Origin of the sequence: Kurthia sp. FSL E2-0154, assembly GCF_038003625.1 — a bacterium.
In the GTDB taxonomy this organism is placed as follows: Bacteria; Bacillota; Bacilli; order Bacillales_A; family Planococcaceae; genus Kurthia; species Kurthia gibsonii.
The window spans coordinates 221,170-242,174 of the sequence record NZ_JBBOPO010000001.1 but is presented as its reverse complement, the minus strand read 5'-3'; the positions used below and the strand labels follow the sequence as shown (position 1 = coordinate 242,174).

Sequence of the window (21,005 nt, the reverse complement as noted above, 5' to 3'; positions counted from 1 at the left end):
TCCTACTTTCTATCCTTTACTACTGATTATACTGTACTTCTATCGTTGACTGTCGTCAAGTGCTATCCATCTCCCACTTTAGAAGTGGGAGAATTTCGCACAATTAGGTTAAAAAAGAAGTTGTGGCTTATTTCAACCACAACTTCTTTTGAATCTTACATACCGAACTTTTCTTTTGCTGCAATCAGCGCAATTTCTGCATCGCTATGTGGATACTTTGTATCTTCAATAATTTGATAATCTTCATGACCTTTACCAGCGAATAAGATTAAATCACCTGGTTCCGCAATTTCTACTGCATGGCGAACTGCTTCTGCGCGGTCACCAATACATGCATAGTTATCATGTGTCATACCTTTTTCTAAATCGCCTACAATTGAATCATATGCTTCATAGCGGGGATCGTCTGTTGTTAAGACAACGTAATCAGCCATTGAAGCCATGCGTGCCATATCTGGACGTTTTGATTTATCACGATTACCACCTGTACCGATGACAAAAATTAATTTTTTCTCTTTGTATGGCATAGCTGCTGTAATTGCTTTTTCAATTGCATCTGGTGTATGTGCATAATCAACAAAAATTGAAATCGGTAATTTACCTGTCTCAATTTTTTGCATACGCCCTTTAATCGGCATCATATGTTCAAATTGTTGAATAATATCATCTAATGCATAACCTTTACAATAAAGAGCTGCTGTTGCGGCTAACATATTGTACACATTGAATTCACCAAGTAACTTTAATTCGACGTGTTTTGTACCTTCTGGTGTTTTCATATCGAACTCTGTATGTTCATCATGGTATTTAATATTCAAACCTTGGAATACAGCGTTGTCATCATGAATCGCATATGTCCAGATTGGATAAGGTGTTAAACCCGCATATGTTTTAGACCATGGATCATCTGAATTTAATACGGCATGTTTATCTTTTTCAAGGTCTTGTCCCAGTTGAGAGAATAACATCCCTTTAGCGTTACCGTAGTTTTCCATTGTGCCGTGGAAGTCTAAATGGTCATGCGTTAAGTTCGTGAAAATTGCAACGTCGAATTCAACACCTGCTAAACGACCTAGTACAAGTCCATGTGAAGATACTTCCATGACCATACCGCGACAACCTTCTGCTTTGGCACGGAAAATCATTTGTTGTGTTGTCAGTGCATCACTTGTTGTATTCGCTGAATCGTACATGACACCATTCAAGTTAAAACCGATTGTGCCAGATAGCGCTGAACGTACACCCAGTCCTTGTAAAACATTTTGAATCATTGTCGCAACAGACGTTTTACCATTTGTACCTGTTACACCAAACATCGTCAAATCTTTTGAAGGATAGTCGAAGAATTTTGCTGCGAGTAAGCCAAGTGCACGACTTGTATCTTCTACAACAACTTGTGCGACATCTCCTGTTAAATCAAGTACATGATCGACTACGACAATTGTTGCACCTTGATCTACTGCTTGCTGTGCAAAATCATGTGCATCGACTGTGTAACCTTTAATACAGATAAAAATAGTTTTATCTTGTACATTGCGTGAATCGATAGCAATATCTTTAATATTTTCTGGTAATGTTCCGATAATTTTTTTAATCGGTAAACATTGTAATAATTGTGTTGCTTGCATACTATGCTTCCTCCTCTTCATCTACCATTGGCGACATTACATATGCATAAAGTAAATCTGCTGTATGACGCAAAGAATCTATATGCGTTCGCTCATAGGCATGAGAAGATTCAATACCTGCACCAAATAAAGCATGGCGAACATCTGCCCCTGCTTTAATCGCAGCCGAGGCATCTGATCCGTAATAAGGGTAAATGTCTAGCTTATAATCAATTTGATTTGCTTTTGCAAGTCGAACAAGTTGCTGGGTTAATTCATAGTGATAAGGACCACTTGAGTCTTTTGCACAAATTGAGACTGTGTATTCATCTGTTTGTTGCCCATCACCAATTGCCCCCATATCTACTGCAATATACTCGACTGTTTTTTCTGGAATATTTGAATTACCGCCATAACCAATTTCTTCATTATTTGAAATATAAATATGTGTTGTATAAGGTAATGTGATTTGTTTTTGATGTACATATTTTACAAGTTCAATTAATAATGTCGTACTCGCCTTATCATCTAAATGACGTGTTTTAATGAAGCCTGTATCTGTCTGTTCAAAACGATTATCAAATGAGATGAAGTCCCCAACTTCAATTCCAAGCGCGCGCGTATCGTCCGCATTTTTCACTCTTGCATCTACACGCACTTCGATATGTTTTTCATCACGTGGCAAACTACCTGCACCACGATAAACATGGACAGATGTTTCGTGCATTAAAATCGTTCCACGAATTTCTTCGCCAGACGCTGTATGAATTGTACAATACTCACCTTCTACTGCATTCCAATTAAATCCGCCAATCATCGATAACGATAAGCGACCTGAAGACTTCACTTCTTTTACCATAGCACCTAGTGTATCTGTATGTGCTGTTAATAAACGATGACGTTCATCGTTCTCACCTTTCAGTGTCACAATTAATGCGCCTTTATTCGTGCGTGTATAAGGAACACCGATTTCGTCGAAAATTGTCGCCATCACTTGCATGATTTTTTTCGTGTACCCAGTAGGGCTCGGTGTGTTCGTTAGTTTTTCTAGTAAAGCAATTGTTTCAGTCTCATTAAAAATACTCAATTTAGAAAGCCCCCTCTTATATTTATTCCATAATATCAGAATATGACATTTTCCGACACCGTCAAATACTGTATGATAGATGTATTAATCGATTCGAGGTGTTTTTTCCTATGAAGCACACTACTTCTAGTTTACGTAAACGGAATAAAATTGTGTTATTTATTATTATGACAAGTATTTTTCTATATACGGTTCTAATAGCAACTGGGTTTGCTAAGGGACTTCACAGCTTTCCTTGGCTCTCTCTCATGCTTTGCACCACAGCGTATTTACTTTATCGACTTCGCGCGAACGATTTAGTCGTTTGCGGCTTTATTGTTATGACAATTAATGTTCTACTCGTACATACAATTTATGAATCTCAAAATATTTACTCATGTATTCTACCAATTTTAGGACTTTTTATTGTCTCAATTTATCAATCAGCCTACTTGAATGCGGCGATTATGGTCGTCTTTGCAGCTGAAATAGGTTGGTTGATATATGCACAATATCCAACACTAATGGAAACATTCGGACAAACGAATTTAGTTGTATTATTGATTATACTCGCATTTTTATGTGCGACAAGCCTTATTCAAGGGTACTATTTTAGTATTTCTTACCGAAATATCGAAACAAAAAACGATCAAATAGAACAAGAATTCTTATCAAAAGAAGGGTATTTAAAACTATTTTTTGAAAATGCAAAAGATAGTATGGCTGTATTTGATTTGAATAATGACGTTATTGCAGTTAATCCTGCTTTTGAAAAGTTATACGGTTGGGATATGAATGAGTGTATTGGTAAACAACTGCCAATGGTACCAACAGGACAATTTGAAGAATCACGTGATCGAATGGCACGCATGCTGAATGGTGAAAGTTTTGATTTACTCGAAACTGTTGATATGCGTCGAGATGGTACATTATTTGATGCGGAAGTGACACTATCTCCGATTTTCAACCATGATGGTGAAATTATCGCTACATCTGTCATTACACGTGATATTTCTTATCGTAAAGAAGCTGAGAGATTACTTGTACAATCTGAAAAGCTCGACTTTGCTCAAGGTATGGCTGCAACTGTAGCACATGAAATCAGAAATCCATTAACGGTTATTTCAGGCTTTACGCAGATGATGCAACAAGACAAAGATTCTCCACATGCTTACTTTTATGGCTTAATTGACGAAGAAATTAAGCGAATTGATTTAATCATTAATGAATTCTTAATTTTAGCTCGTGAAAAAACAGATACTGAAAAAGAAGTTTTTGACGTACAAGAAATTTTAAGAGCGATGCTATTATTCTTTAAACCAAATATGCATGCGAATGAAATTGATTTAGAATCTCACTTAAGTAATCAACCTGCTGTTATCCATGGCTATCCAAATAAATTGCGTCAAGTATTTATTAATATTTTTAAAAATGCTTTAGAGGCTATTGGTACAAATGGGAATATAATCGTTTCAAGCAGCATCATTGAAGAACAATCTGTACAACTTGTCATCTCTGATAGCGGTTGTGGTATGTCCAAAGAAACCGTTGAAAAAATGTTCGAACCCTTCTTTACAACAAAAGATCAAGGGAATGGTATTGGCATGATGGTAACTTATGATATTATTCAAGAACATAAGGGAAAGATTCATGTAACCAGTGAACCAGATTTCGGAACGACCATTACGATTACATTACCGCTCGCACAACAAAACGAAGTATAAAAAAACCAGAAGACACTTTATATAGCGTCTTCTGGGATTTTTTTATCTTAAAATAGTTTTCACGAGTGTTGCTTTTTGTTTATATGGTGGATACAGCAAGTTATTTGCTAATTTAGATGAACGTTTTAGTACTGATTTTTGATGGGTGAATGCTTCAAAACTAGCTTTACCATGATAATTCCCAACACCTGATTCGCCAACACCACCGAATGGAAGGTGCCACGATGCAACGTGCATAATTGTTTCATTAATACAGCCACCACCAAATGCTAATTCATCTAAGAAATATTGAATCGCTTTTTCAGTTTCAGAGAAGAAATAAGCAGCTAGTGGTTTAGGACGACGATTAATTTGATGAATAAGATGGGTTAAATCCGTATATACGAGAATCGGCAAGATTGGGCCGAAAATTTCGTCTTGCATAATCGGCGAATCCCATGTGATATCTTGTAAAATTGTTGGTGCCATATATAAATCTTCGCGATCTGTTTCACCGCCGAATAAAATGTCACTACGATGTTGTTGTAATAAACCATTTAATCGGTCAAACTGACGTGTATTAATAATACGACCAAAATCTTTACTTTGTTGTGGATTTGAACCATAAAATTTACTTAATACTTTTTTAATTTGACGAATGAAAGGCGCTTTTACGGACTCATGAACAAAAACATAATCTGGTGCGATACATGTCTGACCTGCATTGACGAATTTACCCCATACGACACGTTTTGCTGCCACTTCTAAATTTGCTGTTTGATCAACAATTACAGGGCTCTTACCGCCAAGTTCAAGAACATGTGGTGTTAAACGATTCGCAGCCGCCTTCGCCACAATTTTCCCAACAGCTACACTTCCTGTAAAGAAGATAAAATCAAACGGTGCATGAATCAGTGCATTCGTCTCCTCTTTTTCTCCTTCTACAACCGCGATATATTCTGGTCTAAATGTTTCTTCTAAAATCGTGCGAATAATCTTGCATGTCTCTACTGCTGATTCCGATGGCTTCACAACAGCTGTATTCCCGCCGATGATTGCACCAATTAGTGGTTCCATTACAAGTTGGAACGGATAGTTGAATGGACCAATAATTAATGTAACACCATATGGATCATGAACAATCATACTTTTTCCTGGCTGAAATTGAACAGGTGTTGGAACACTAACTGGATGCATCCATTCTTCTAAATACTTCAAAGCGTGACTAATACTCGAATAAATAATGCCAATCTCTGTTGTAAAAGCTTCAAATTCACTCTTACGTAAATCCTTATACAACGCTTGTTTGATTTCTTTTTCGTATTTCGAAATACTTGCTTTTAATGCCCTTAATTGCTGTTTTCGAAAAGCCAGCGTCCTAGTTTCTCCTGAATTATAATAAGTATTTTGCTTTTGAATAATTTGATGGATTTCTTCTGCTGTTACATTGGTCATTCTCATTTCCTCCTTTAATTTCCTAAAATATGTGGTTTTAGTATATCATTGTATAAGTTACTGCTTCAATGTTCACGAATTTGGGTAAATTTTCACAAAGGGGGATTCGTATGAAAAAAATTTGGGGAATCTTTAAAAAAGATATGCATCACTTGCTAACTAATTGGGTTTCAGCTGCTATTATTGTCGGTTTAATCGTTCTTCCATCGCTATATGCATGGTTAAACATTGCTGCATCCTGGGATCCCTATGGCAATACTAAGAATATCCCTGTAGGTATTGTCAATGAAGATGAAGGAAGTAAGATTGAAAATCAATCTGTCAGAGCAGGGGATGACCTTGTAGCCAACCTAAAGAAGAATAAAGAAATGGATTGGCAATTTTTAAATAAAGATAAAGCTATGGACGAATTAAGAAATGGGGATTTATTTGCTGTTATCGTCGTTCCTAAAGACTTTTCGAAAAAGTTAAGTACCATCACAGCTGACTCTCCACAAAAAGCTCAAATGGAGTACTATGTGAATGAAAAAATTAATTCCATCGCACCTAAAATTACAGATCGTGGCGCTTCTATGCTTGTTACGACCATGAGTAGCAAATTCGTTGGAACAGTTAATGGGACTATTTTCGAACTTTATAACAAATTAGGAATTGACATTCAAAAAAACTTACCTGATATTCAAAACTTTGAAAAATTCATTTTTCAACTTGAAAAAGACTTACCAGGTATTCATAAAGAATTATTAGGTGCTAAAAAGACTGCCAATACTGCTGATCAAATGTTAAAAGAAGCCAAAGCGAAAATACCTGAGGCTGCACAAACAACAACTGAGGGCTTAAATACAGTTACTACGGCCATGACATATGTAACAACTGCACAAAAAGCGATGGATACTTTAGAGCCTCGTATTGAACAGGATTTAAAAACATTACAAAGCGCCATGCAAGAAATACGTAATATTCGAAAGGCGATTGAACAAAGGTCTATTGATACATCTGGACTTGTCCAAAAGCAAAATGCAATTATGGAACAAACAACACAATCCATTAATCGGTTAACTTCAATCGAGAGCGCACTTTTGACCATCAAACGATTCAACCAAGCGAACAATTTAAACGAAGCAAATGCTACTTTAACACCTGCTATTAAGGACATTCGCGCGACAAAAGCAAGTTTACAAAGTACACAACGTAATATTCGTACACTTGATGCAGATGTAAGCACAGCTAAAAATAACATTCAAACTGCTCAAAAAGAATTAGATGCTTTAGCACAACGTATTACTTCCGAAATGAATCAATTTATTCGTTCTTATCAAAATACGATTTCTCCGGATATCAAAAAAGAACTTGCAAATGCAAAGCAAACATTAACACAAGCACAAAATATGTTGACAGAATTACAAGTATCATTACCAAAAGCACAATCTGTTTTAGATGAAACAAGTGGTTATGTTAATACTGGACAGACTGCTTTAAACGATGCACTTGGAAAATATCCATTTTTAAAATCGAAAGTGGATGAACTCGCAGGGAAGCTTCGTCAGTTCGATGACAAAGTGGATATAAATAAATTAATTAAACTACTATTAAACAATCCAAATAAAGAAAAATCTTTCTTTGAAGAACCAATTAAGCTTAAAGAAAATGCTATATTCCCTGTTAAGAATTATGGAACTGGTATGACGCCATTCTACGGTGTTCTTTCACTTTGGGTAGGTGGACTCTTACTCATGTCCCTCCTAAGTGTCAATGTAAAAAAACCAGAAAACTATAAATATAGCGAGATTTACTTCGGTAAATTATTAATTTTCTGGGTGATTGGTATTTGTCAAGCGCTCGTTATGTCGAGCGGTACAATTTTAATTATCGGTGTTCAACCTGTTTCACCATTATTCTTTATCTTGTTCTGTGTATTCATTAGTATGGTATTCATGACAATTGTTTATACACTTGTATCACTATTTAATAATGTCGGAAAGGCACTTTCCATTGTATTACTCGTTCTACAATTAGCAGGTGCTGGCGGAACATATCCAGTTGTGTTACTACCAAAATTCTTCCAAATCATTAATCCTTTCCTTCCTTTCACCTATGCAATTGAAATGGTACGTGAAGCTGTGGCAGGTATTATTTGGTCAAAGGTCGCATTAGATATGACTGTTCTTATTGGGATTGCAGTTGCATTCTTAATCATTGGTGCTCTGTTCAAAAATCCTGTTAATCGTGGAACTGCACATCTACTCAAAAAGTCAAAAGAATCTGGTTTATTCCATTAGCAAAATGAATGCTAGACAATTTATTAAAAACACGTATAATGAATTACTAGGTGCCAAACCTATCGTTATTCTCTTGTAGAATAACAAAAGTCTTTTTCATAACAGCACGGATTGCTGGAAAAAGACTTCAAGATGAGCGGGGAAAGTTTGATGAGCCCCCGCTCTTTTTATTTTGTCTACATGAAAAAACGAACTGTACAATTGAATGTACAATTCGTTTTTTTATTTAGATTGGGAGAAATCTAAAATAAAAAAAGAGGCTTAGGGAAATTCCTAGCCTCATATCATATAAATTTAGAAGAACATGTCTAATATAAAATAAACTACGCCTGCAAATAGTGCTGAAATTGGTAACGTAATAATCCATGTTAAAACAATTTTACGTGCTACACCCCATTTAACACCTTTTACACGTTGCGCTGCACCAACACCCATGATTGCAGAAGAAATAACATGTGTTGTTGATACTGGTAAGTGAATTAATGTCGCACCGAAGATAATCGAAGCAGAAGATAAGTCAGCTGCTACACCGTTAACTGGACGAATTTTCATGATCTTACCACCAACTGTTTTGATGATTTTATAACCACCAATTGATGTACCTAGACCCATTGCTAAAGCACAGGCAAAACGAACCCAACCTTGTACTTCATCTGTTGTTTGCCAACCAGCTGCAATTAAAGCCATTGTGATAATACCCATTGCTTTTTGCGCATCATTCGTACCATGTGTGAATGCTTGTAAAGCTGCTGTACCAATTTGAACAGAACGGAAGCCTTTATTTGTTTTATACAGATTAAAGTTTTTAAACAAAATTTTAAATAGACTCATCACAAGGAAACCGACCGTAATCGCAATGAATGGTGATAAAATTAATGCTTGAAGGATTTTAATAAATCCTTCATAGTTTAAAATTGCCCAACCACCAGCTGCAACTGCTGCTCCTGCAATCGAACCGATAATTGCATGTGAAGAACTTGATGGGATACCGAAGTACCATGTAATTAAGTTCCAAGCAATCGCTGAAATTAAGGCAGCTAAAATGACAAGTGTACCATTCCCTAAAGTAAATGGATCGACAATATCTTTGGTAATCGCTTTGGCTACCCCTACGAAAGTAATCGCACCAACAAAGTTCATAATTGCAGCCATTAATACAGCTGTTTTTGGTTTTAAAGCACGCGTCGAGACAGATGTCGCAATCGCATTCGCTGTATCATGGAAACCATTAATAAAATCAAATGCTAATGCAAAGACGACAACGAGTATGGTTAAAATAACAATTGTATCCATAATTTACCGTCCTACCTATGCATTTCGCATAATGATTGTTTCCATCGTGTTTGCAACGTTTTGGCAATCATCCGCGATATCTTCTAATTGTTCGTAAATATCTTTGAACATAATAATTCGAATTGGATCTTGTTCGTGTAAGAATAGTTGTTTGATTGATACACGTAGTACATCATCACATTTGCTTTCGTAATCTTTAATTAGAATCGCATTTTCACGCATATCTACTAATTTTTTCATTTGTAGTTTTTGCATTGCTTTTACGATTTCATCAGATGATAACATAATATAACTCATGAATGTATTCATTGAATCGTCAATGTCTACTAACGAGAACATATCAAAGTGTGCGATACATTCTTCCATTCCATCTAGTACATCATCCATACTATTAGCTAGAGCTAAAATATCTTCACGTTCAATTGGTGTCATGAACGATTTATTTAACATAACGATTAATTCGTGAATTAATTTATCTCCGTCTGTTTCATATTTTTTCATTTGTACACTGATCTCAGCTAAATCTTCCAATGAGTTGATACGGAAATCATTTGCATAGTGCATTGCTACTTGCACATTCTCAGCAATCTTTAACAAAATATTGAAAAACGGATCATCTTTTTTACGATTAAACATAAATTCCTCCTGAAAACATATATGTGTTTAGTCTTGCTTGTATTTCTCCATCATATTAACAATTTTTTAGAGAAAAAACGCTGAAATTTACATTACTTAATGGAATATTTACATTACTGTAACAAAAGCGTACACAAAAATGATTTTTTTCTATTAAAATAGCATTTTTTCTTTTTAAGTACATGGTTTTATCAATTTTAACATTTACAAAATATTCACAATTTACATTAAAAAATGGCTTTATACCGTTAAAAAAGAGTTCAAATATTATATTTCAAGAACATTTGAACTCTTTATAACTATATAGTGTTTTTAGGTAAATGATGTGTATCATTATAAGCTTCTAACCACCATTCGCCACCTTTTGAATAAATCGTACTTACGCCACCATTCGATAAACGCGCATGTTTTGGAAAGAAATCCGCATTTTGAACAATTTGAAATAATGTATGAATGACTGCACCATGTGCAATTAATGCGACATCTTCATCTGGATAAGCTTCATAAATTTCTTGTAATCCACGTACTAATCTTTTTCGAAACGCTTTAAAACTTTCTTGATTCGGATAATTTTTTCGCGGGTACACTTTAGAGCGCTCTTCATAAGTCATCCCTTCTGCCGTTCCAAATGTTCGCTCACGAAAAGCATCAATTTGGATTAATGGCAGATGTAATTGTTCATTAATGATTTTCGCTGTTTCACTTGCACGTTGTAGTGGGCTTGTAAAAATTGCTTGAATGGCAATGTCTTCAAAAAACTTACCACATGCTACTGCTTGTTTACGCCCCTCTTCATTTAAAGGTACATCGGTTGCCCCCTGTAATTTTCCAGCTCGATTCCAATCTGTCTCGCCATGTCTTACAATATAAATTTTCGTCATTCTTTCACCCCTTTGTCCATTCCCTTGATTAAGGACGAAAGATGCGTATAAACCCTGCCACCTTCGCCTCCTCTTCAGACATAAATAATTGTTCAGGGTTCACCTGATTATAATTTGGATCGCCTGGTTTATAATATCGCTTTTCGCCATTCGGATTAATATTTCCTTTAATCTAATGTACTAATAAGTTAGGTTCTGTTACTAATTGAACAAACATAATAGAGACGATTTGTGCATTTTGTATGAGCATACTACTTAATTGTTGTGCTTCTCTTGCAAAAGGCTGCTCTCCAATACACTTGTGGTACATTTCTGGTGTATCAATTAATAAAAAACGCACTTTTTTTATTTGCCCGTTATAACGCACTTTCATTGTATCGCCATCCATCACGTTAACGACTTCTACTTTTTTCACCAATGATGTATTGTTCTTGCTGTGGTGCTAGCTTACGCATATACACCACAGCAATCATGAGTAGAATAATAATACTAATCACAATGAACAACACGAACGTTACTCCGTAATAAGAAGAGTAGCTTCTTCTTCATCGCGAATACGATGCGCTAAACGAGATGAAGCAGCTGCTGCAATGGCACCAACTAAATCATCTAAAAATGTATGCACGCCTTCTCCTGCTTTTGTATCTAATTTTTTAATAACACCAATTTTATGTTTATCCAAATGTCCATACGTTGTTACACCAATACTACCATATGTTAAAACAGCGCCAAGTGCGATAGTTTCATCTACACCAAACAACCCTTCGTCTGTTTCAATAATTTGTTGTAGTGGTTGTGATAATTGCTTTTTCTCAGCTAGTTCATCTAATTCAATACCTACTAATAATGCATATTGAATCTCACGTTTTCGAAGTACTTTATCTACTGCCTCTACACAGCGCTCTAATGTTAATCCTTCATTATATGTATATTGCATCTCATATACAATTTCTGCGATATCCATTAGTGTAACACCACGACGTTCTAGTGCTGCACGCGCAGCCATGGATACGTCTGCCGATAAAACAGGTTGTTTTCGGTTCATTTCTATTACCTTCTCTCTTGTTAATCTGAACTTGATGAAAGTCATCATCTTCTATGATACAATTTCCCTACCAATTATTAAAGGAGTGCTTTTTAGAATATGGGTTCTATTACGACCGAATTATTTTTTAGTGATGCTTTACAAGAGGAATTAAAGTTATTAATTTATACACCAGCTGATTTCACACCAATGTTGTCATATCCTGTAGCTATTGCTTCAGATGGTAACGATTATTTTCAACTAGGTAGTCTTTCGCGTATTTTAGATGAAAAAATTGAAGATGGTGACATTGATGAGCATGTCGTTGTGGGTATTCCATATAAAAGTGTAGAAGACAGACGCGAAAAATATATGCCAAGCGGGAAAAAACATGAAGCTTACCTTACTTTTTTAGCACATGAGTTAATACCTTATTTACAAGAACATTACGCTGTATCCAATGTAGCAGATGAACATATTTTAATGGGTGACTCTCAAGCTGCAACTGTATCATTACTTGGTTTAATTCGTTACCCTGAAGTTTTCCAACAAGCCATTTTACATTCACCTCAGATTACAGATGAAGTACTCCACTATATTCAAAACATTCCAGAAGGTATTGATTATCATATTTATCATGCAATTGGTACAGGAGAATATGAAGTACATACAAAAGATGGACAGATTAAAGACTTTTTAACACCAAACCGTACATTAAAAAATGCACTTCATCAAAGGAAAATTGATTATAATTATGTCGAATTAGAAGGAAATCACACATGGAAAACGTGGAAACCAGATCTTCCAAATGCGATTATGCGAATTTTTCATAAATAGTGTGTCGCATTTCAGCTATTTTCCTTCATCATTTGCTATACTAACTATATAAATATGTTAATGGAGGTAGTTATTATGAAATATGGTATTGTTGCTTTTCCTTCTAAGGAAGTTCAAGATTTTGCAAATGGTTATCGCATGCGTTACGATTCACACTACGCTCAAATTCCACCTCACATTACGCTTCGTGGGGAAGTAGAGACGGATGAAGTAGGCCTAAAAGAAGTAGCGAATCGTTTATTTGATGTAACAAAAGATGCAAAGGCATTTCATATATCCATTCCAAAAGTGGGGACATTTAAACCGATAAATAATGTCATCTATTTAAAAGTAGATGCAGATGAAGCACTTTATGATTTAAACAAAGCACTACATGTTGAAGAATTCGGTGGACCTGCACAGTATCAATATGTACCTCATATTACGTTAGCACAAGGTATTACAGCAGATGAATTAGAAGATATTTATGGACAATTACGTATGACACAAATCAATTTTTCTGAAGAAATTGATCGCATTCACTTACTTTATCAACTTGAAAATGGCTCTTGGACTGTGTACGAAACATTCCGTTTACAAAAGGATTAATTCATGGTAACAAATATTACTGTTACACTGGTTCATACAGCTAAAGAATTGGAAGATGCGTTCTTTGTTCGACAAGAAGTATTTGTAAAAGAGCAAGGAATTCCTCTTCCTTTAGAACGCGATGAATATGATGATGAATCTCAGCACATTGTTGCCTACCACGAAGGACAACCGATTGCTGCTGGTCGCGTCCGTCTGATTGATTCGTCAATCGCAAAAGTCGATCGTATTTGCGTATTACCTGCTTTTAGAAGACAACAAGTGGGTGTACGTATGATGCAAAAATTAGAAGGTTACGTCACACAACTTCCAGAGTCAGTCCATATCCAAACGATTAAAATCTTCGCACAGACACATGCAGTTCCTTTCTATGAAAAAATGGACTATCATGTGACATCACCTGAATTTATTGATGGTGGTATTCCATATCGCGCAATGGAAAAACGTTTATAAAACTAATAAGCATGTCATGTACATTTTTCAGTGTCCACGGCATGCTTATTTTTTCGCATATTCATTTATATTAAGCATAGGTACTCACAATGTGTCCCTTCCCTGTAATTTCAGCAATTGTTTTTCCTTCAGTTTTTTTAATAAGCACAGGTTTCATAGGCGGAAACGGTAATACATCATGTTCACGTTCTGTCTCTCTTTCCGTCTCTTCAAAAATACGAGCCATAGTTCGCTCACGACTTTTTTCAGAACGGGTTTGCTTTCGAACTATCTCTACAGCCATAATTTGTCCATAAGGTTCTGACAAACTAGCTCTTTGAATGTTCGCATATTGTGTAGACTGATACGGTGTAATTGGTAGAATATAGCCCATACCTATCTCCTCCTTCTTACAAACTAATACCCGGTTATTATATTTTTAACACATGAAGAATTAAATTTTTTGTGTTTTCAACCTTTAATATAAAAAAGTGAAGAATCGCAAGCTATTGCGACTCTCCACTTTGTTGATTACATTAATCTATCGATAAATACAGTCGCAATACCTAAATAAATTAAGATGGATGTAATATCATTTAATGTTGTAATAAATGGACCAGAAGCTACTGCTGGGTCAATTTTTAAACGATGCATTAATAACGGAATAATCGAACCTGCTACTGTTGCGACGAAGATTGAACAAGCAATCGCTGTTGCAACTAATAAACCAAGTAGCGCTTCACTTTGCCATAAATAAACGATTAAAAAGGCTACAATCCCACAAACAATTCCCATAATGACACCTGTTAAACCTTCACGCACTAATAACTTCATCTTACTTTCTTCTTCTACATCACCTGTCGCAATACCGCGTACAGCCACCGCTAATGCTTGTGTACCACTATTCCCAGATGTTCCACCGATTAGTGGAATAAATGCCGCAAGTAACGCAACTTTTTCTAATGTGACAGTAAATAAATCAATTAAATTCGCTGTTAACATACCTAATAATAGTAAAATAACAAGCCATGGTAAACGCTTTTTAGCCGCTTGGAATGGATTCGTATCGAATGTATCCATATCCGAAACACCGGCTAGTTTTGAGTAGTCTTCACTCGCCTCTTCATCGATAACGTCGATAATATCATCGACTGTAATAATTCCAAGCATTTCACCTTGTGAATTAATAACGGGAACTGCTAAGAAGTTATAGTCTTTCATTACTTGTGCAACATCTTCTTGGTCATCCGTTACGTTCACACTTACGACACGCTCATTCATAATATCGTGAATGAGTGTATCTTCTGCTGCAATAATTAAATCTCTTAAAGAAATAACGCCTACTAAATGATTAGCATCATCCACAACGTAAATATAGTAGATGGTTTCGGCATCTGGTGCTGCATTACGCAAAATATTCATCGCAGAGCGAACTGTTGAATTCGCTGGAATACTTACATATTCCGTCGTCATAATCGAACCTGCTGTATGTTTTTCGTAGTATAATAAATCGCGAATGTCTTCCGCTGATTTTTGGTCCATTATTTTTAAGAAATGGCTAACACGATCTTGTCCTAGTTCATTTAATACGTCTACCGCGTCATCCGTATACATCTCTGAAATCATCTGAGCTGCATACGTACTTTCCATCTCATCAATGAAAGGTAAGTAGTTTTCATCATCTAACTCTAAAGCCTCGAACACCGTTGACATCTCTTTCGGGGACAAGTATTGATAGATAATCTGCCGTATATCTGGGCCCACCTTCTCATAAAACTGTGCCTGATCATATGGATGCAGCGCTAAATATTCCTCACGAAAAGCATCCGTCTCACCTGTTTGCAACAAGTCACGTAAATGTTCTTCATCGTATTGCACTTCATCTTTTTCCATTTTTTCGTCCATCATGCATGTCCCCTCCTCTAGGGCTCTTGTTATTTGTTTATGAAGAGACATTTAGATTTCGAGGAAGTCTAAATGTATCAGAACCAATCTTCATAAATATGACTTTTTTAAATCACTTACTAATAATAGTGCTTTAAATAGAAAATGTGAACCTTTTTTTCAAACATCCACAACTATCTATACTATCACTGCTCTCTACTACTTCTCAACTGTTAAGCCAATAAAAAAAGAACCTTTACTTTATGTTCACAATAAAATAAGATTTTTCACTCAAATGGTTATCGAATTTTCACATAGTAAGAAGCAGTGATAACATGTGTTTTTTCATAATGATAAAGGAGTGATAAGCCGTACTGCTGGAGTAAGGCTACAACCTCTTCATCTGTAATAGGCACTAACTGCTCGCCAATTGACGCACGAAACTTCTCCCACTCTTTCTCCGTTGCGCCTTTTCGTAACATGCCTACACGCCAAACATCGAGTTGTTGTTCAAAATCTGCACGACCAATCTTCCCATTTATACTCGATAAGAAGAGTGTACCCCCTATTTTTAAACGCGTGGAAATTGCTTGAATCAATTGACGTTTTTCGTCGTCTGTCTGTAAAAAGTGGAGAACAAGATGGCAGATGATAAGGTCGACTGCATCCACCTCTACTTCATGGAAAGGTTTTGCAATGTACTGAATATCTGCTTCTTTCCCTTCTTGTATTAGACGATGTTTCGCAAGTTCAAGCATTTTTTCTGATGGATCAATTGCGAAATAACATGCTTTCGGTAAAACATCAATGAGTGTACTCAGTTCCTGTCCTCCACCAGCGCCAACAATGGCAACAGAATGAACTTCTCGGCAATCGGTTACAACAATATCTTGCATCACTTCAAAAATCGATGCATAGTTTAAAATACGTTTTCGAATTGTTTCGTTATATTTCATTGCTTTGTCATGCTCCCACTGGAATGGATTCCCCATGTGTGCCAACTCCTTTTCTTATGAAAATTACCGTGAAACCTCTATACTACATGTTATACCCTTTTCATTATTGTAATCATTTCAAAATAGAAGTGCGAATACGAGAGGTGGAACATCATGGAAGAATTTTTTGATATTTATAATCGAGATCGTATAAAGCAACACCGACAAGTAAGACGCGGTGACCCACTTCCACCGGAAGATTTACACATGGTCATTCATGTCTGTATTTTTAACGAACGTGGTGAATTACTTATTCAACAACGACATAAAACTAAAAATAGTTGGGCTAATCTGTATGATGTAAGTTGCGGTGGCGCAGCACTTGTAGGCGAAACAAGTCAACAAGCAGCGGCGCGTGAATTGTATGAGGAGCTTGGTATTATGTATGATTTTTCAGAGATGCGCCCTCAATTAACGATGAACTTCACACGTGGTTTTGATGATTACTATATTATTGAATTACCTGTAGACGTTCACACATTACAACTACAAGAAGATGAAGTGCAAGAAGCACATTTTGCGACAAAAGAGGAAGTATTACAATTGCTACGAACAGAACAATTTGTACCTTATTTTGAAAGCTTTATTCACTTATTATTTGAAGCCAAAACAGCTTACGGTTCTGTTAAAAACCAATAAAAAAAGAGATGCGGAGAAAATTCCTCTGCTTCTCTTTGGTTACTTCAAAATCGAAAAGATTAAGTCACCTTTGGATTCTGGTTCATAGCTATTCTTTTCAGATTCAGCAGCTGTCTTGTTTTGTGCGATGAAGAAAGCAACACCAACAAGACATAAACTAACAATTAGTAAACTTATTTTCTTTTTCATCATTTACTCTCCTTTTAGTTGAGCAATTTCAGCTGGTAATGCAGCTTCAAATATAATCGGCTCGTTCGTAACCGGATGCGCAAGTGATACATAGACACAATGCAGCGCCTGACGCGATAAAAAGACTGTGCTTCCACCATATAATTCATCCCCAACAAGTGGATGACCGATCGATGCCATATGGACACGAATTTGATGTGTACGTCCTGTATAAAGTTTTAATCGAACGTGCGTCATTGGCTGTCCCTCTTTTGTGAATCGTTTTAGAACAGTATAGGCCGTATGTGCGTATTGACCATGCTCTGAAACTGTACGTTCCACCATACTCGCCTCTTTTCGAGCAATCGGTGCAATAATTTCGGCCTGATTTTGCTCGACATGTCCTTCCACAATCGCTTCATATTCACGATGAATCTCATGCTTTTTTTGACGTTCAGATAGAATGTAATGAATGTAGCTATGCTTTGCAACACACATTAATCCTGAAGTATCACGGTCTAAACGGTTTACAATATGTACTGTTGACGCAATGTTCTTCTTCTGAAAATAATGCACTAAACGACTTGCGACACTATCCTCCTGATGTAAATAAGAAGGGATGGTCGCAAGTCCCTCTGGCTTATTTAAGACGATAATTTCTGCATCTTCATACACAATATCGAGTGACTTTGAACTCGGTTGAATATGTTCACTCGGCTGTTCTAACGGAAAATAAATCGTCACGAGGTCGCCTACCGATAGCATATGTCGCACTGTCTTTTCTTCGTTATTGACAAGTAATTGTCCACCGCGATGTTTAATCGCTGTTAATCCTTTTTTAGAAATTCCAAAAGAAGAAAGAGCCTCGCGTAGAAGCTCTTCTTTTGTTGCTTGAAATTGAATCGAATATCGTTGTTCTGTCATATTAATCCTTTAAATCGCTGTCGATGAATGAATCATGTACACGTTGCCAGAATGGGAATGCTTTAAATCGAGCAAAACGTACTTTTTCTTCTGCGACACGATATTGTATTGATTTTACATTTTTGTGTAGTAATTGTACGTGGTCTACCGTTACCATAAAGTCTTCCGCCTGAACGGGCTTTAAAACACATGTATGATGTGCCGGTAAAATAAGCGATGAACCAACTGTACGGAATACACGATTGTTAATGGAAGCCATCTCTGTAATTTGGAAACCTTCTAATGATGGGTGTAAAATGGCACCGCCTAACGCCTTGTTATACGCTGTACTACCCGATGGCGTTGATACACAAAGACCATCTCCGCGGAAACGTTCGAAACGTCGCTCATTTAATTCGACGTCCATCACAAGTGTGACTTCAGGTGATTTAACCGTCGATTCATTCAGCGCAAGGTATGTAAAATTCTCGTCTGAATTTTGATAGTTAATCGTCACTTCAAGAAGCGGATATTCAATCGCACGAAACTCCTTTTTCGAAATCGCAATGACTAGCTTTTCTAATTCTTCTGGTTGCCAATCTGCATAAAAACCTAAATGACCTGTATGAATACCTACAAAAGCAACTTCAGATAACATATGTGTGTAACGATGGAATGCATGAAGTAATGTCCCATCTCCACCAATTGATAACACAATATCCGGCTTTTCTTCATTTAATTCTAAACCAAAATCAGTTAAATGCGTAATCGCTCGCTCTGCTAGTTCGTTTGATGTTTGGTCGTTTCTAGATTGAATAGCGAATCTCATCATGACGATTGATCCCCCTTCTCCTCATCAGATTCTACGTTCGGCTTCGTTAACTCTTTATACTCTGTAAAATATTGCTGTGCTTCATGAATTTCATTTCGAATGAGCGACATTTCTTCATCTAAACGAAATGCTGCTTCTGCTGCAAACTGCAAGCGCTTCATAATTTCCTCAGGAAATTCACCTTTATATTTATAATTTAATGAATGCTCAATTGATGCCCAAAAGTTCATCGCCAATGTACGAATTTGAATTTCAGCTAAAATTTTCATTTCGCCTTTAATTGTTGCAACAGGATATTCAATAATTACATGGTAAGAACGATATCCACTTGTTTTTACATTAGTAATGTAATCTTTTTCTTCTATAATCTTTAAATCGTTTCGCTGGCGAAGTAGCTCAATGACCGTATGAATATCATCGACAAACTGACACATGATGCGAACACCTGCGATATCTTGTAGTTCATGTGCTAATTTTGTAGATGGCTCAAAAACAAGTCCTTTTTCTAACGTTTTATCGTAAATACTTGCGAGTGGCTTCACACGTCCTGTCACAAACTCGATTGGTGACGTTTGATTCGTCTTTTGAAATTGTGTACGAATGCCTTTTAGTTTAATTTTTAATTCGTCTACGGCTTGTTTATAGGGCTGCAAAAATCGATCCCATTGTCCCATGACAAGACCCCCTTAACGTCTTAGGCTTCTGCTAAAATTGCTGAGAATGCTTCTTCAACAGCTGTGACAAAAGCTTCTCCATAATTTGAATTTCCTTCTATATTAAATAACAATGCTTGCAATTCTTCAAACATTCCTGTTAGTGTGATGGCTTCTTCTCCAATGACAACAGCTGGATCTTGTTCTTGTTGAATCATTTGGACTAATGCATCCCACGAAGATTGTTGAAATACGAAATAACTAAATGCATCATTCTCATCAATGACATAAATAAAAGCCATCTCATCTGAATCTGTAATGACGCGATTCGCTGGCTGCCACTGTCCTTCTGGGGCAGTTGTTAATGTGAACTGAATAGCTCCTTCATTATTTGAGCCTTCATGAATTAAATACGTTTTTCTCACTGTCATCTTCCCTTCCGATTATCTCTCGTATATTTTATCATAAGACAGTAGTATTATTACAGTAACATTCCGTTTTTCGTAGACAACTGATTTGAAAGGATGATTCCACTATGCCGCAAGAATTAGAAATTGAATTTAAAAATTTACTTACACCATCTGAATTTGAACAATTAATCGCACATTTCCATGTAGAACCAGAAGCTTTTCACTTACAACACAATCATTATTTTGATACAAAAGAGCAAGCACTTCGCCACTTAAAATCCGGACTTCGCATTCGTCAAACACCGACGAAAAACGAAGTAACATTAAAAGAACCAACGAATGGTATCGCACTAACTGAAACGACTGATTCTCTCACATTAGATGAAGCAGAGGCCATTTTACAAGGAACTCAAGATTTCCCTGAAGGTGACGTAAAAAACAGGCTACAATCTCTACATATTGACAGCAAAGAACTACAAAAAATTGGTACACTTTCAACGAATCGTGCCGAAATAAAATATAAAGGCGGTTTATTAGTATTTGATTATTCACAGTATGCCGACCAAGAGGACTACGAGTTAGAATATGAAGTACAGGACGAAGTAAGTGGTCGATTCATATTCCAAGAACTATTACAATCACTTCACGTTCCAGTTCGCCCAGCAAAAAAGAAACTTGCACGATTCATGCAAGCTATTCAAAATAAAAAGGAGTAAGGTC

At 36.3% G+C, this 21,005-nt stretch carries 24 protein-coding genes; 7 read left to right on the top strand and 17 right to left on the bottom strand.

Annotation, left to right across the window (positions count from 1 at the left end):
• Nucleotides 1-155 precede the first annotated feature (155 nt).
• Nucleotides 156-1,628: a UDP-N-acetylmuramoyl-L-alanyl-D-glutamate--2,6-diaminopimelate ligase gene (locus MHB75_RS01085; protein WP_141274423.1), complete on the bottom strand. Its 1,473-nt coding sequence runs from the start codon at nt 1,626-1,628 to the stop codon at nt 156-158.
• A gap of 1 nt (nt 1,629) precedes the next feature.
• Nucleotides 1,630-2,694: a M42 family metallopeptidase gene (locus MHB75_RS01080; protein ID WP_141274424.1), complete on the bottom strand. Its 1,065-nt coding sequence runs from the start codon at nt 2,692-2,694 to the stop codon at nt 1,630-1,632.
• Between the two features lie 320 nt (nt 2,695-3,014).
• Here MHB75_RS01080 and MHB75_RS01075 point away from each other — a divergent pair, with 320 nt between their 5' ends.
• A complete protein-coding gene (locus tag MHB75_RS01075) occupies nt 3,015-4,397 on the top strand; it encodes a two-component system sensor histidine kinase NtrB (protein ID WP_340995343.1) in 1,383 nt (460 codons plus the stop codon).
• 42 nt (nt 4,398-4,439) lie between these two features.
• Here MHB75_RS01075 and MHB75_RS01070 read toward each other — a convergent pair whose 3' ends face one another.
• Complete coding sequence (locus MHB75_RS01070; RefSeq protein ID WP_340995340.1) at nt 4,440-5,831, bottom strand: aldehyde dehydrogenase; 1,392 nt, start codon at nt 5,829-5,831, stop codon at nt 4,440-4,442.
• Between the two features lie 110 nt (nt 5,832-5,941).
• Here MHB75_RS01070 and MHB75_RS01065 point away from each other — a divergent pair, with 110 nt between their 5' ends.
• On the top strand, nt 5,942-8,110 hold the full coding sequence (locus MHB75_RS01065) for a YhgE/Pip domain-containing protein (protein ID WP_340995338.1): 2,169 nt from the start codon (nt 5,942-5,944) through the stop codon (nt 8,108-8,110).
• A gap of 294 nt (nt 8,111-8,404) precedes the next feature.
• Here MHB75_RS01065 and MHB75_RS01060 read toward each other — a convergent pair whose 3' ends face one another.
• From MHB75_RS01060 to MHB75_RS01040, 6 genes are all read right to left on the bottom strand, one after another.
• Nucleotides 8,405-9,403, bottom strand: a complete 999-nt coding sequence (locus MHB75_RS01060; RefSeq protein WP_141274428.1) for an inorganic phosphate transporter — start codon at nt 9,401-9,403, stop codon at nt 8,405-8,407.
• 15 nt (nt 9,404-9,418) lie between these two features.
• Nucleotides 9,419-10,039, bottom strand: a complete 621-nt coding sequence (locus MHB75_RS01055) for a DUF47 domain-containing protein (protein WP_141274429.1) — start codon at nt 10,037-10,039, stop codon at nt 9,419-9,421.
• A gap of 299 nt (nt 10,040-10,338) precedes the next feature.
• Nucleotides 10,339-10,920 (bottom strand): histidine phosphatase family protein, encoded by a 582-nt coding sequence (locus tag MHB75_RS01050; RefSeq protein WP_340995335.1) that lies wholly within the window; start codon nt 10,918-10,920, stop codon nt 10,339-10,341.
• Nucleotides 10,921-10,948: 28 nt separating this feature from the next.
• Nucleotides 10,949-11,080 carry a sunset domain-containing protein gene (locus MHB75_RS15055; RefSeq protein ID WP_445667014.1) on the bottom strand — a complete coding sequence of 44 codons (132 nt, stop codon included), beginning with the start codon at nt 11,078-11,080 and terminating at the stop codon, nt 10,949-10,951.
• A gap of 12 nt (nt 11,081-11,092) precedes the next feature.
• Nucleotides 11,093-11,311: a thermonuclease family protein gene (locus MHB75_RS01045; protein ID WP_141274431.1), complete on the bottom strand. Its 219-nt coding sequence runs from the start codon at nt 11,309-11,311 to the stop codon at nt 11,093-11,095.
• Nucleotides 11,312-11,434: 123 nt separating this feature from the next.
• On the bottom strand, nt 11,435-11,965 hold the full coding sequence (locus MHB75_RS01040) for a phosphatidylglycerophosphatase A family protein (RefSeq protein WP_141274432.1): 531 nt from the start codon (nt 11,963-11,965) through the stop codon (nt 11,435-11,437).
• Nucleotides 11,966-12,064: 99 nt separating this feature from the next.
• On the opposite strand from MHB75_RS01040, the gene MHB75_RS01035 reads away from it, so the two are divergent.
• The 3 genes from MHB75_RS01035 to MHB75_RS01025 all read left to right on the top strand — a co-directional run bounded on the left by MHB75_RS01035 (nt 12,065) and on the right by MHB75_RS01025 (nt 13,822).
• On the top strand, nt 12,065-12,781 hold the full coding sequence (locus MHB75_RS01035; RefSeq protein ID WP_141274433.1) for an alpha/beta hydrolase: 717 nt from the start codon (nt 12,065-12,067) through the stop codon (nt 12,779-12,781).
• A 75-nt stretch (nt 12,782-12,856) separates the two neighbouring features.
• Nucleotides 12,857-13,369 carry a 2'-5' RNA ligase family protein gene (locus tag MHB75_RS01030; RefSeq protein WP_340995330.1) on the top strand — a complete coding sequence of 171 codons (513 nt, stop codon included), beginning with the start codon at nt 12,857-12,859 and terminating at the stop codon, nt 13,367-13,369.
• 3 nt (nt 13,370-13,372) lie between these two features.
• Nucleotides 13,373-13,822, top strand: coding sequence for a GNAT family N-acetyltransferase (locus tag MHB75_RS01025; RefSeq protein WP_141274435.1), 450 nt, complete (start codon nt 13,373-13,375; stop codon nt 13,820-13,822).
• 70 nt (nt 13,823-13,892) lie between these two features.
• Here MHB75_RS01025 and MHB75_RS01020 read toward each other — a convergent pair whose 3' ends face one another.
• The 3 genes from MHB75_RS01020 to MHB75_RS01010 all read right to left on the bottom strand — a co-directional run bounded on the left by MHB75_RS01020 (nt 13,893) and on the right by MHB75_RS01010 (nt 16,677).
• On the bottom strand, nt 13,893-14,195 hold the full coding sequence (locus MHB75_RS01020; protein WP_141274436.1) for a hypothetical protein: 303 nt from the start codon (nt 14,193-14,195) through the stop codon (nt 13,893-13,895).
• Between the two features lie 137 nt (nt 14,196-14,332).
• Nucleotides 14,333-15,709, bottom strand: a complete 1,377-nt coding sequence (gene mgtE, locus MHB75_RS01015) for a magnesium transporter (protein WP_141274437.1) — start codon at nt 15,707-15,709, stop codon at nt 14,333-14,335.
• Nucleotides 15,710-15,984: 275 nt separating this feature from the next.
• Complete coding sequence (locus MHB75_RS01010) at nt 15,985-16,677, bottom strand: class I SAM-dependent methyltransferase (RefSeq protein ID WP_340995325.1); 693 nt, start codon at nt 16,675-16,677, stop codon at nt 15,985-15,987.
• Between the two features lie 117 nt (nt 16,678-16,794).
• Here MHB75_RS01010 and MHB75_RS01005 point away from each other — a divergent pair, with 117 nt between their 5' ends.
• Nucleotides 16,795-17,319, top strand: coding sequence for an NUDIX hydrolase (locus MHB75_RS01005; protein WP_340995322.1), 525 nt, complete (start codon nt 16,795-16,797; stop codon nt 17,317-17,319).
• Nucleotides 17,320-17,358: 39 nt separating this feature from the next.
• On the opposite strand, the gene MHB75_RS01000 is transcribed toward MHB75_RS01005, so the two are convergent.
• The 5 genes from MHB75_RS01000 to MHB75_RS00980 are packed head-to-tail and all read right to left on the bottom strand — an operon-like array spanning nt 17,359 to nt 20,306.
• Entirely contained in the window at nt 17,359-17,508 is a 150-nt protein-coding gene (locus MHB75_RS01000; RefSeq protein WP_170214767.1) for a hypothetical protein, read from the bottom strand.
• A gap of 3 nt (nt 17,509-17,511) precedes the next feature.
• Nucleotides 17,512-18,411 carry an RluA family pseudouridine synthase gene (locus MHB75_RS00995; protein ID WP_141274440.1) on the bottom strand — a complete coding sequence of 300 codons (900 nt, stop codon included), beginning with the start codon at nt 18,409-18,411 and terminating at the stop codon, nt 17,512-17,514.
• A gap of 1 nt (nt 18,412) precedes the next feature.
• Complete coding sequence (locus MHB75_RS00990) at nt 18,413-19,219, bottom strand: NAD kinase (RefSeq protein ID WP_141274449.1); 807 nt, start codon at nt 19,217-19,219, stop codon at nt 18,413-18,415.
• Nucleotides 19,219-19,896: a GTP pyrophosphokinase gene (locus tag MHB75_RS00985; RefSeq protein ID WP_141274441.1), complete on the bottom strand. Its 678-nt coding sequence runs from the start codon at nt 19,894-19,896 to the stop codon at nt 19,219-19,221. Before MHB75_RS00985 ends, MHB75_RS00990 begins: the two co-directional genes overlap by 1 nt.
• A gap of 20 nt (nt 19,897-19,916) precedes the next feature.
• A complete protein-coding gene (locus MHB75_RS00980) occupies nt 19,917-20,306 on the bottom strand; it encodes a UPF0738 family protein (RefSeq protein WP_068455389.1) in 390 nt (129 codons plus the stop codon).
• A gap of 104 nt (nt 20,307-20,410) precedes the next feature.
• Here MHB75_RS00980 and MHB75_RS00975 point away from each other — a divergent pair, with 104 nt between their 5' ends.
• A complete protein-coding gene (locus MHB75_RS00975; protein WP_340995314.1) occupies nt 20,411-21,001 on the top strand; it encodes a CYTH domain-containing protein in 591 nt (196 codons plus the stop codon).
• Nucleotides 21,002-21,005: the final 4 nt, after the last annotated feature.

What these genes read in the sequence shown, in the direction of transcription:
- MHB75_RS01065 (WP_340995338.1), top strand. Translation starts at nt 5,942, where the DNA reads ATGAAAAAAATTTGGGGAATCTTTAAAAAAGATATGCATCACTTGCTA.
- MHB75_RS01070 (WP_340995340.1), bottom strand. Translation starts at nt 5,831, where the DNA reads ATGACCAATGTAACAGCAGAAGAAATCCATCAAATTATTCAAAAGCAA.
- MHB75_RS01060 (WP_141274428.1), bottom strand. Translation starts at nt 9,403, where the DNA reads ATGGATACAATTGTTATTTTAACCATACTCGTTGTCGTCTTTGCATTA.
- MHB75_RS00995 (WP_141274440.1), bottom strand. Translation starts at nt 18,411, where the DNA reads ATGACAGAACAACGATATTCGATTCAATTTCAAGCAACAAAAGAAGAG.
- MHB75_RS01055 (WP_141274429.1), bottom strand. Translation starts at nt 10,039, where the DNA reads ATGTTTAATCGTAAAAAAGATGATCCGTTTTTCAATATTTTGTTAAAG.
- MHB75_RS01040 (WP_141274432.1), bottom strand. Translation starts at nt 11,965, where the DNA reads ATGAACCGAAAACAACCTGTTTTATCGGCAGACGTATCCATGGCTGCG.
- MHB75_RS01075 (WP_340995343.1), top strand. Translation starts at nt 3,015, where the DNA reads ATGACAATTAATGTTCTACTCGTACATACAATTTATGAATCTCAAAAT.
- MHB75_RS01025 (WP_141274435.1), top strand. Translation starts at nt 13,373, where the DNA reads ATGGTAACAAATATTACTGTTACACTGGTTCATACAGCTAAAGAATTG.
- MHB75_RS00990 (WP_141274449.1), bottom strand. Translation starts at nt 19,219, where the DNA reads ATGAGATTCGCTATTCAATCTAGAAACGACCAAACATCAAACGAACTA.
- MHB75_RS01085 (WP_141274423.1), bottom strand. Translation starts at nt 1,628, where the DNA reads ATGCAAGCAACACAATTATTACAATGTTTACCGATTAAAAAAATTATC.
- MHB75_RS01050 (WP_340995335.1), bottom strand. Translation starts at nt 10,920, where the DNA reads ATGACGAAAATTTATATTGTAAGACATGGCGAGACAGATTGGAATCGA.
- MHB75_RS01000 (WP_170214767.1), bottom strand. Translation starts at nt 17,508, where the DNA reads ATGAAAAAGAAAATAAGTTTACTAATTGTTAGTTTATGTCTTGTTGGT.
- MHB75_RS01010 (WP_340995325.1), bottom strand. Translation starts at nt 16,677, where the DNA reads ATGGGGAATCCATTCCAGTGGGAGCATGACAAAGCAATGAAATATAAC.
- MHB75_RS00985 (WP_141274441.1), bottom strand. Translation starts at nt 19,896, where the DNA reads ATGGGACAATGGGATCGATTTTTGCAGCCCTATAAACAAGCCGTAGAC.
- mgtE (WP_141274437.1), bottom strand. Translation starts at nt 15,709, where the DNA reads ATGATGGACGAAAAAATGGAAAAAGATGAAGTGCAATACGATGAAGAA.
- MHB75_RS00980 (WP_068455389.1), bottom strand. Translation starts at nt 20,306, where the DNA reads ATGACAGTGAGAAAAACGTATTTAATTCATGAAGGCTCAAATAATGAA.
- MHB75_RS00975 (WP_340995314.1), top strand. Translation starts at nt 20,411, where the DNA reads ATGCCGCAAGAATTAGAAATTGAATTTAAAAATTTACTTACACCATCT.
- MHB75_RS01035 (WP_141274433.1), top strand. Translation starts at nt 12,065, where the DNA reads ATGGGTTCTATTACGACCGAATTATTTTTTAGTGATGCTTTACAAGAG.
- MHB75_RS01005 (WP_340995322.1), top strand. Translation starts at nt 16,795, where the DNA reads ATGGAAGAATTTTTTGATATTTATAATCGAGATCGTATAAAGCAACAC.
- MHB75_RS01020 (WP_141274436.1), bottom strand. Translation starts at nt 14,195, where the DNA reads ATGGGCTATATTCTACCAATTACACCGTATCAGTCTACACAATATGCG.
- MHB75_RS01030 (WP_340995330.1), top strand. Translation starts at nt 12,857, where the DNA reads ATGAAATATGGTATTGTTGCTTTTCCTTCTAAGGAAGTTCAAGATTTT.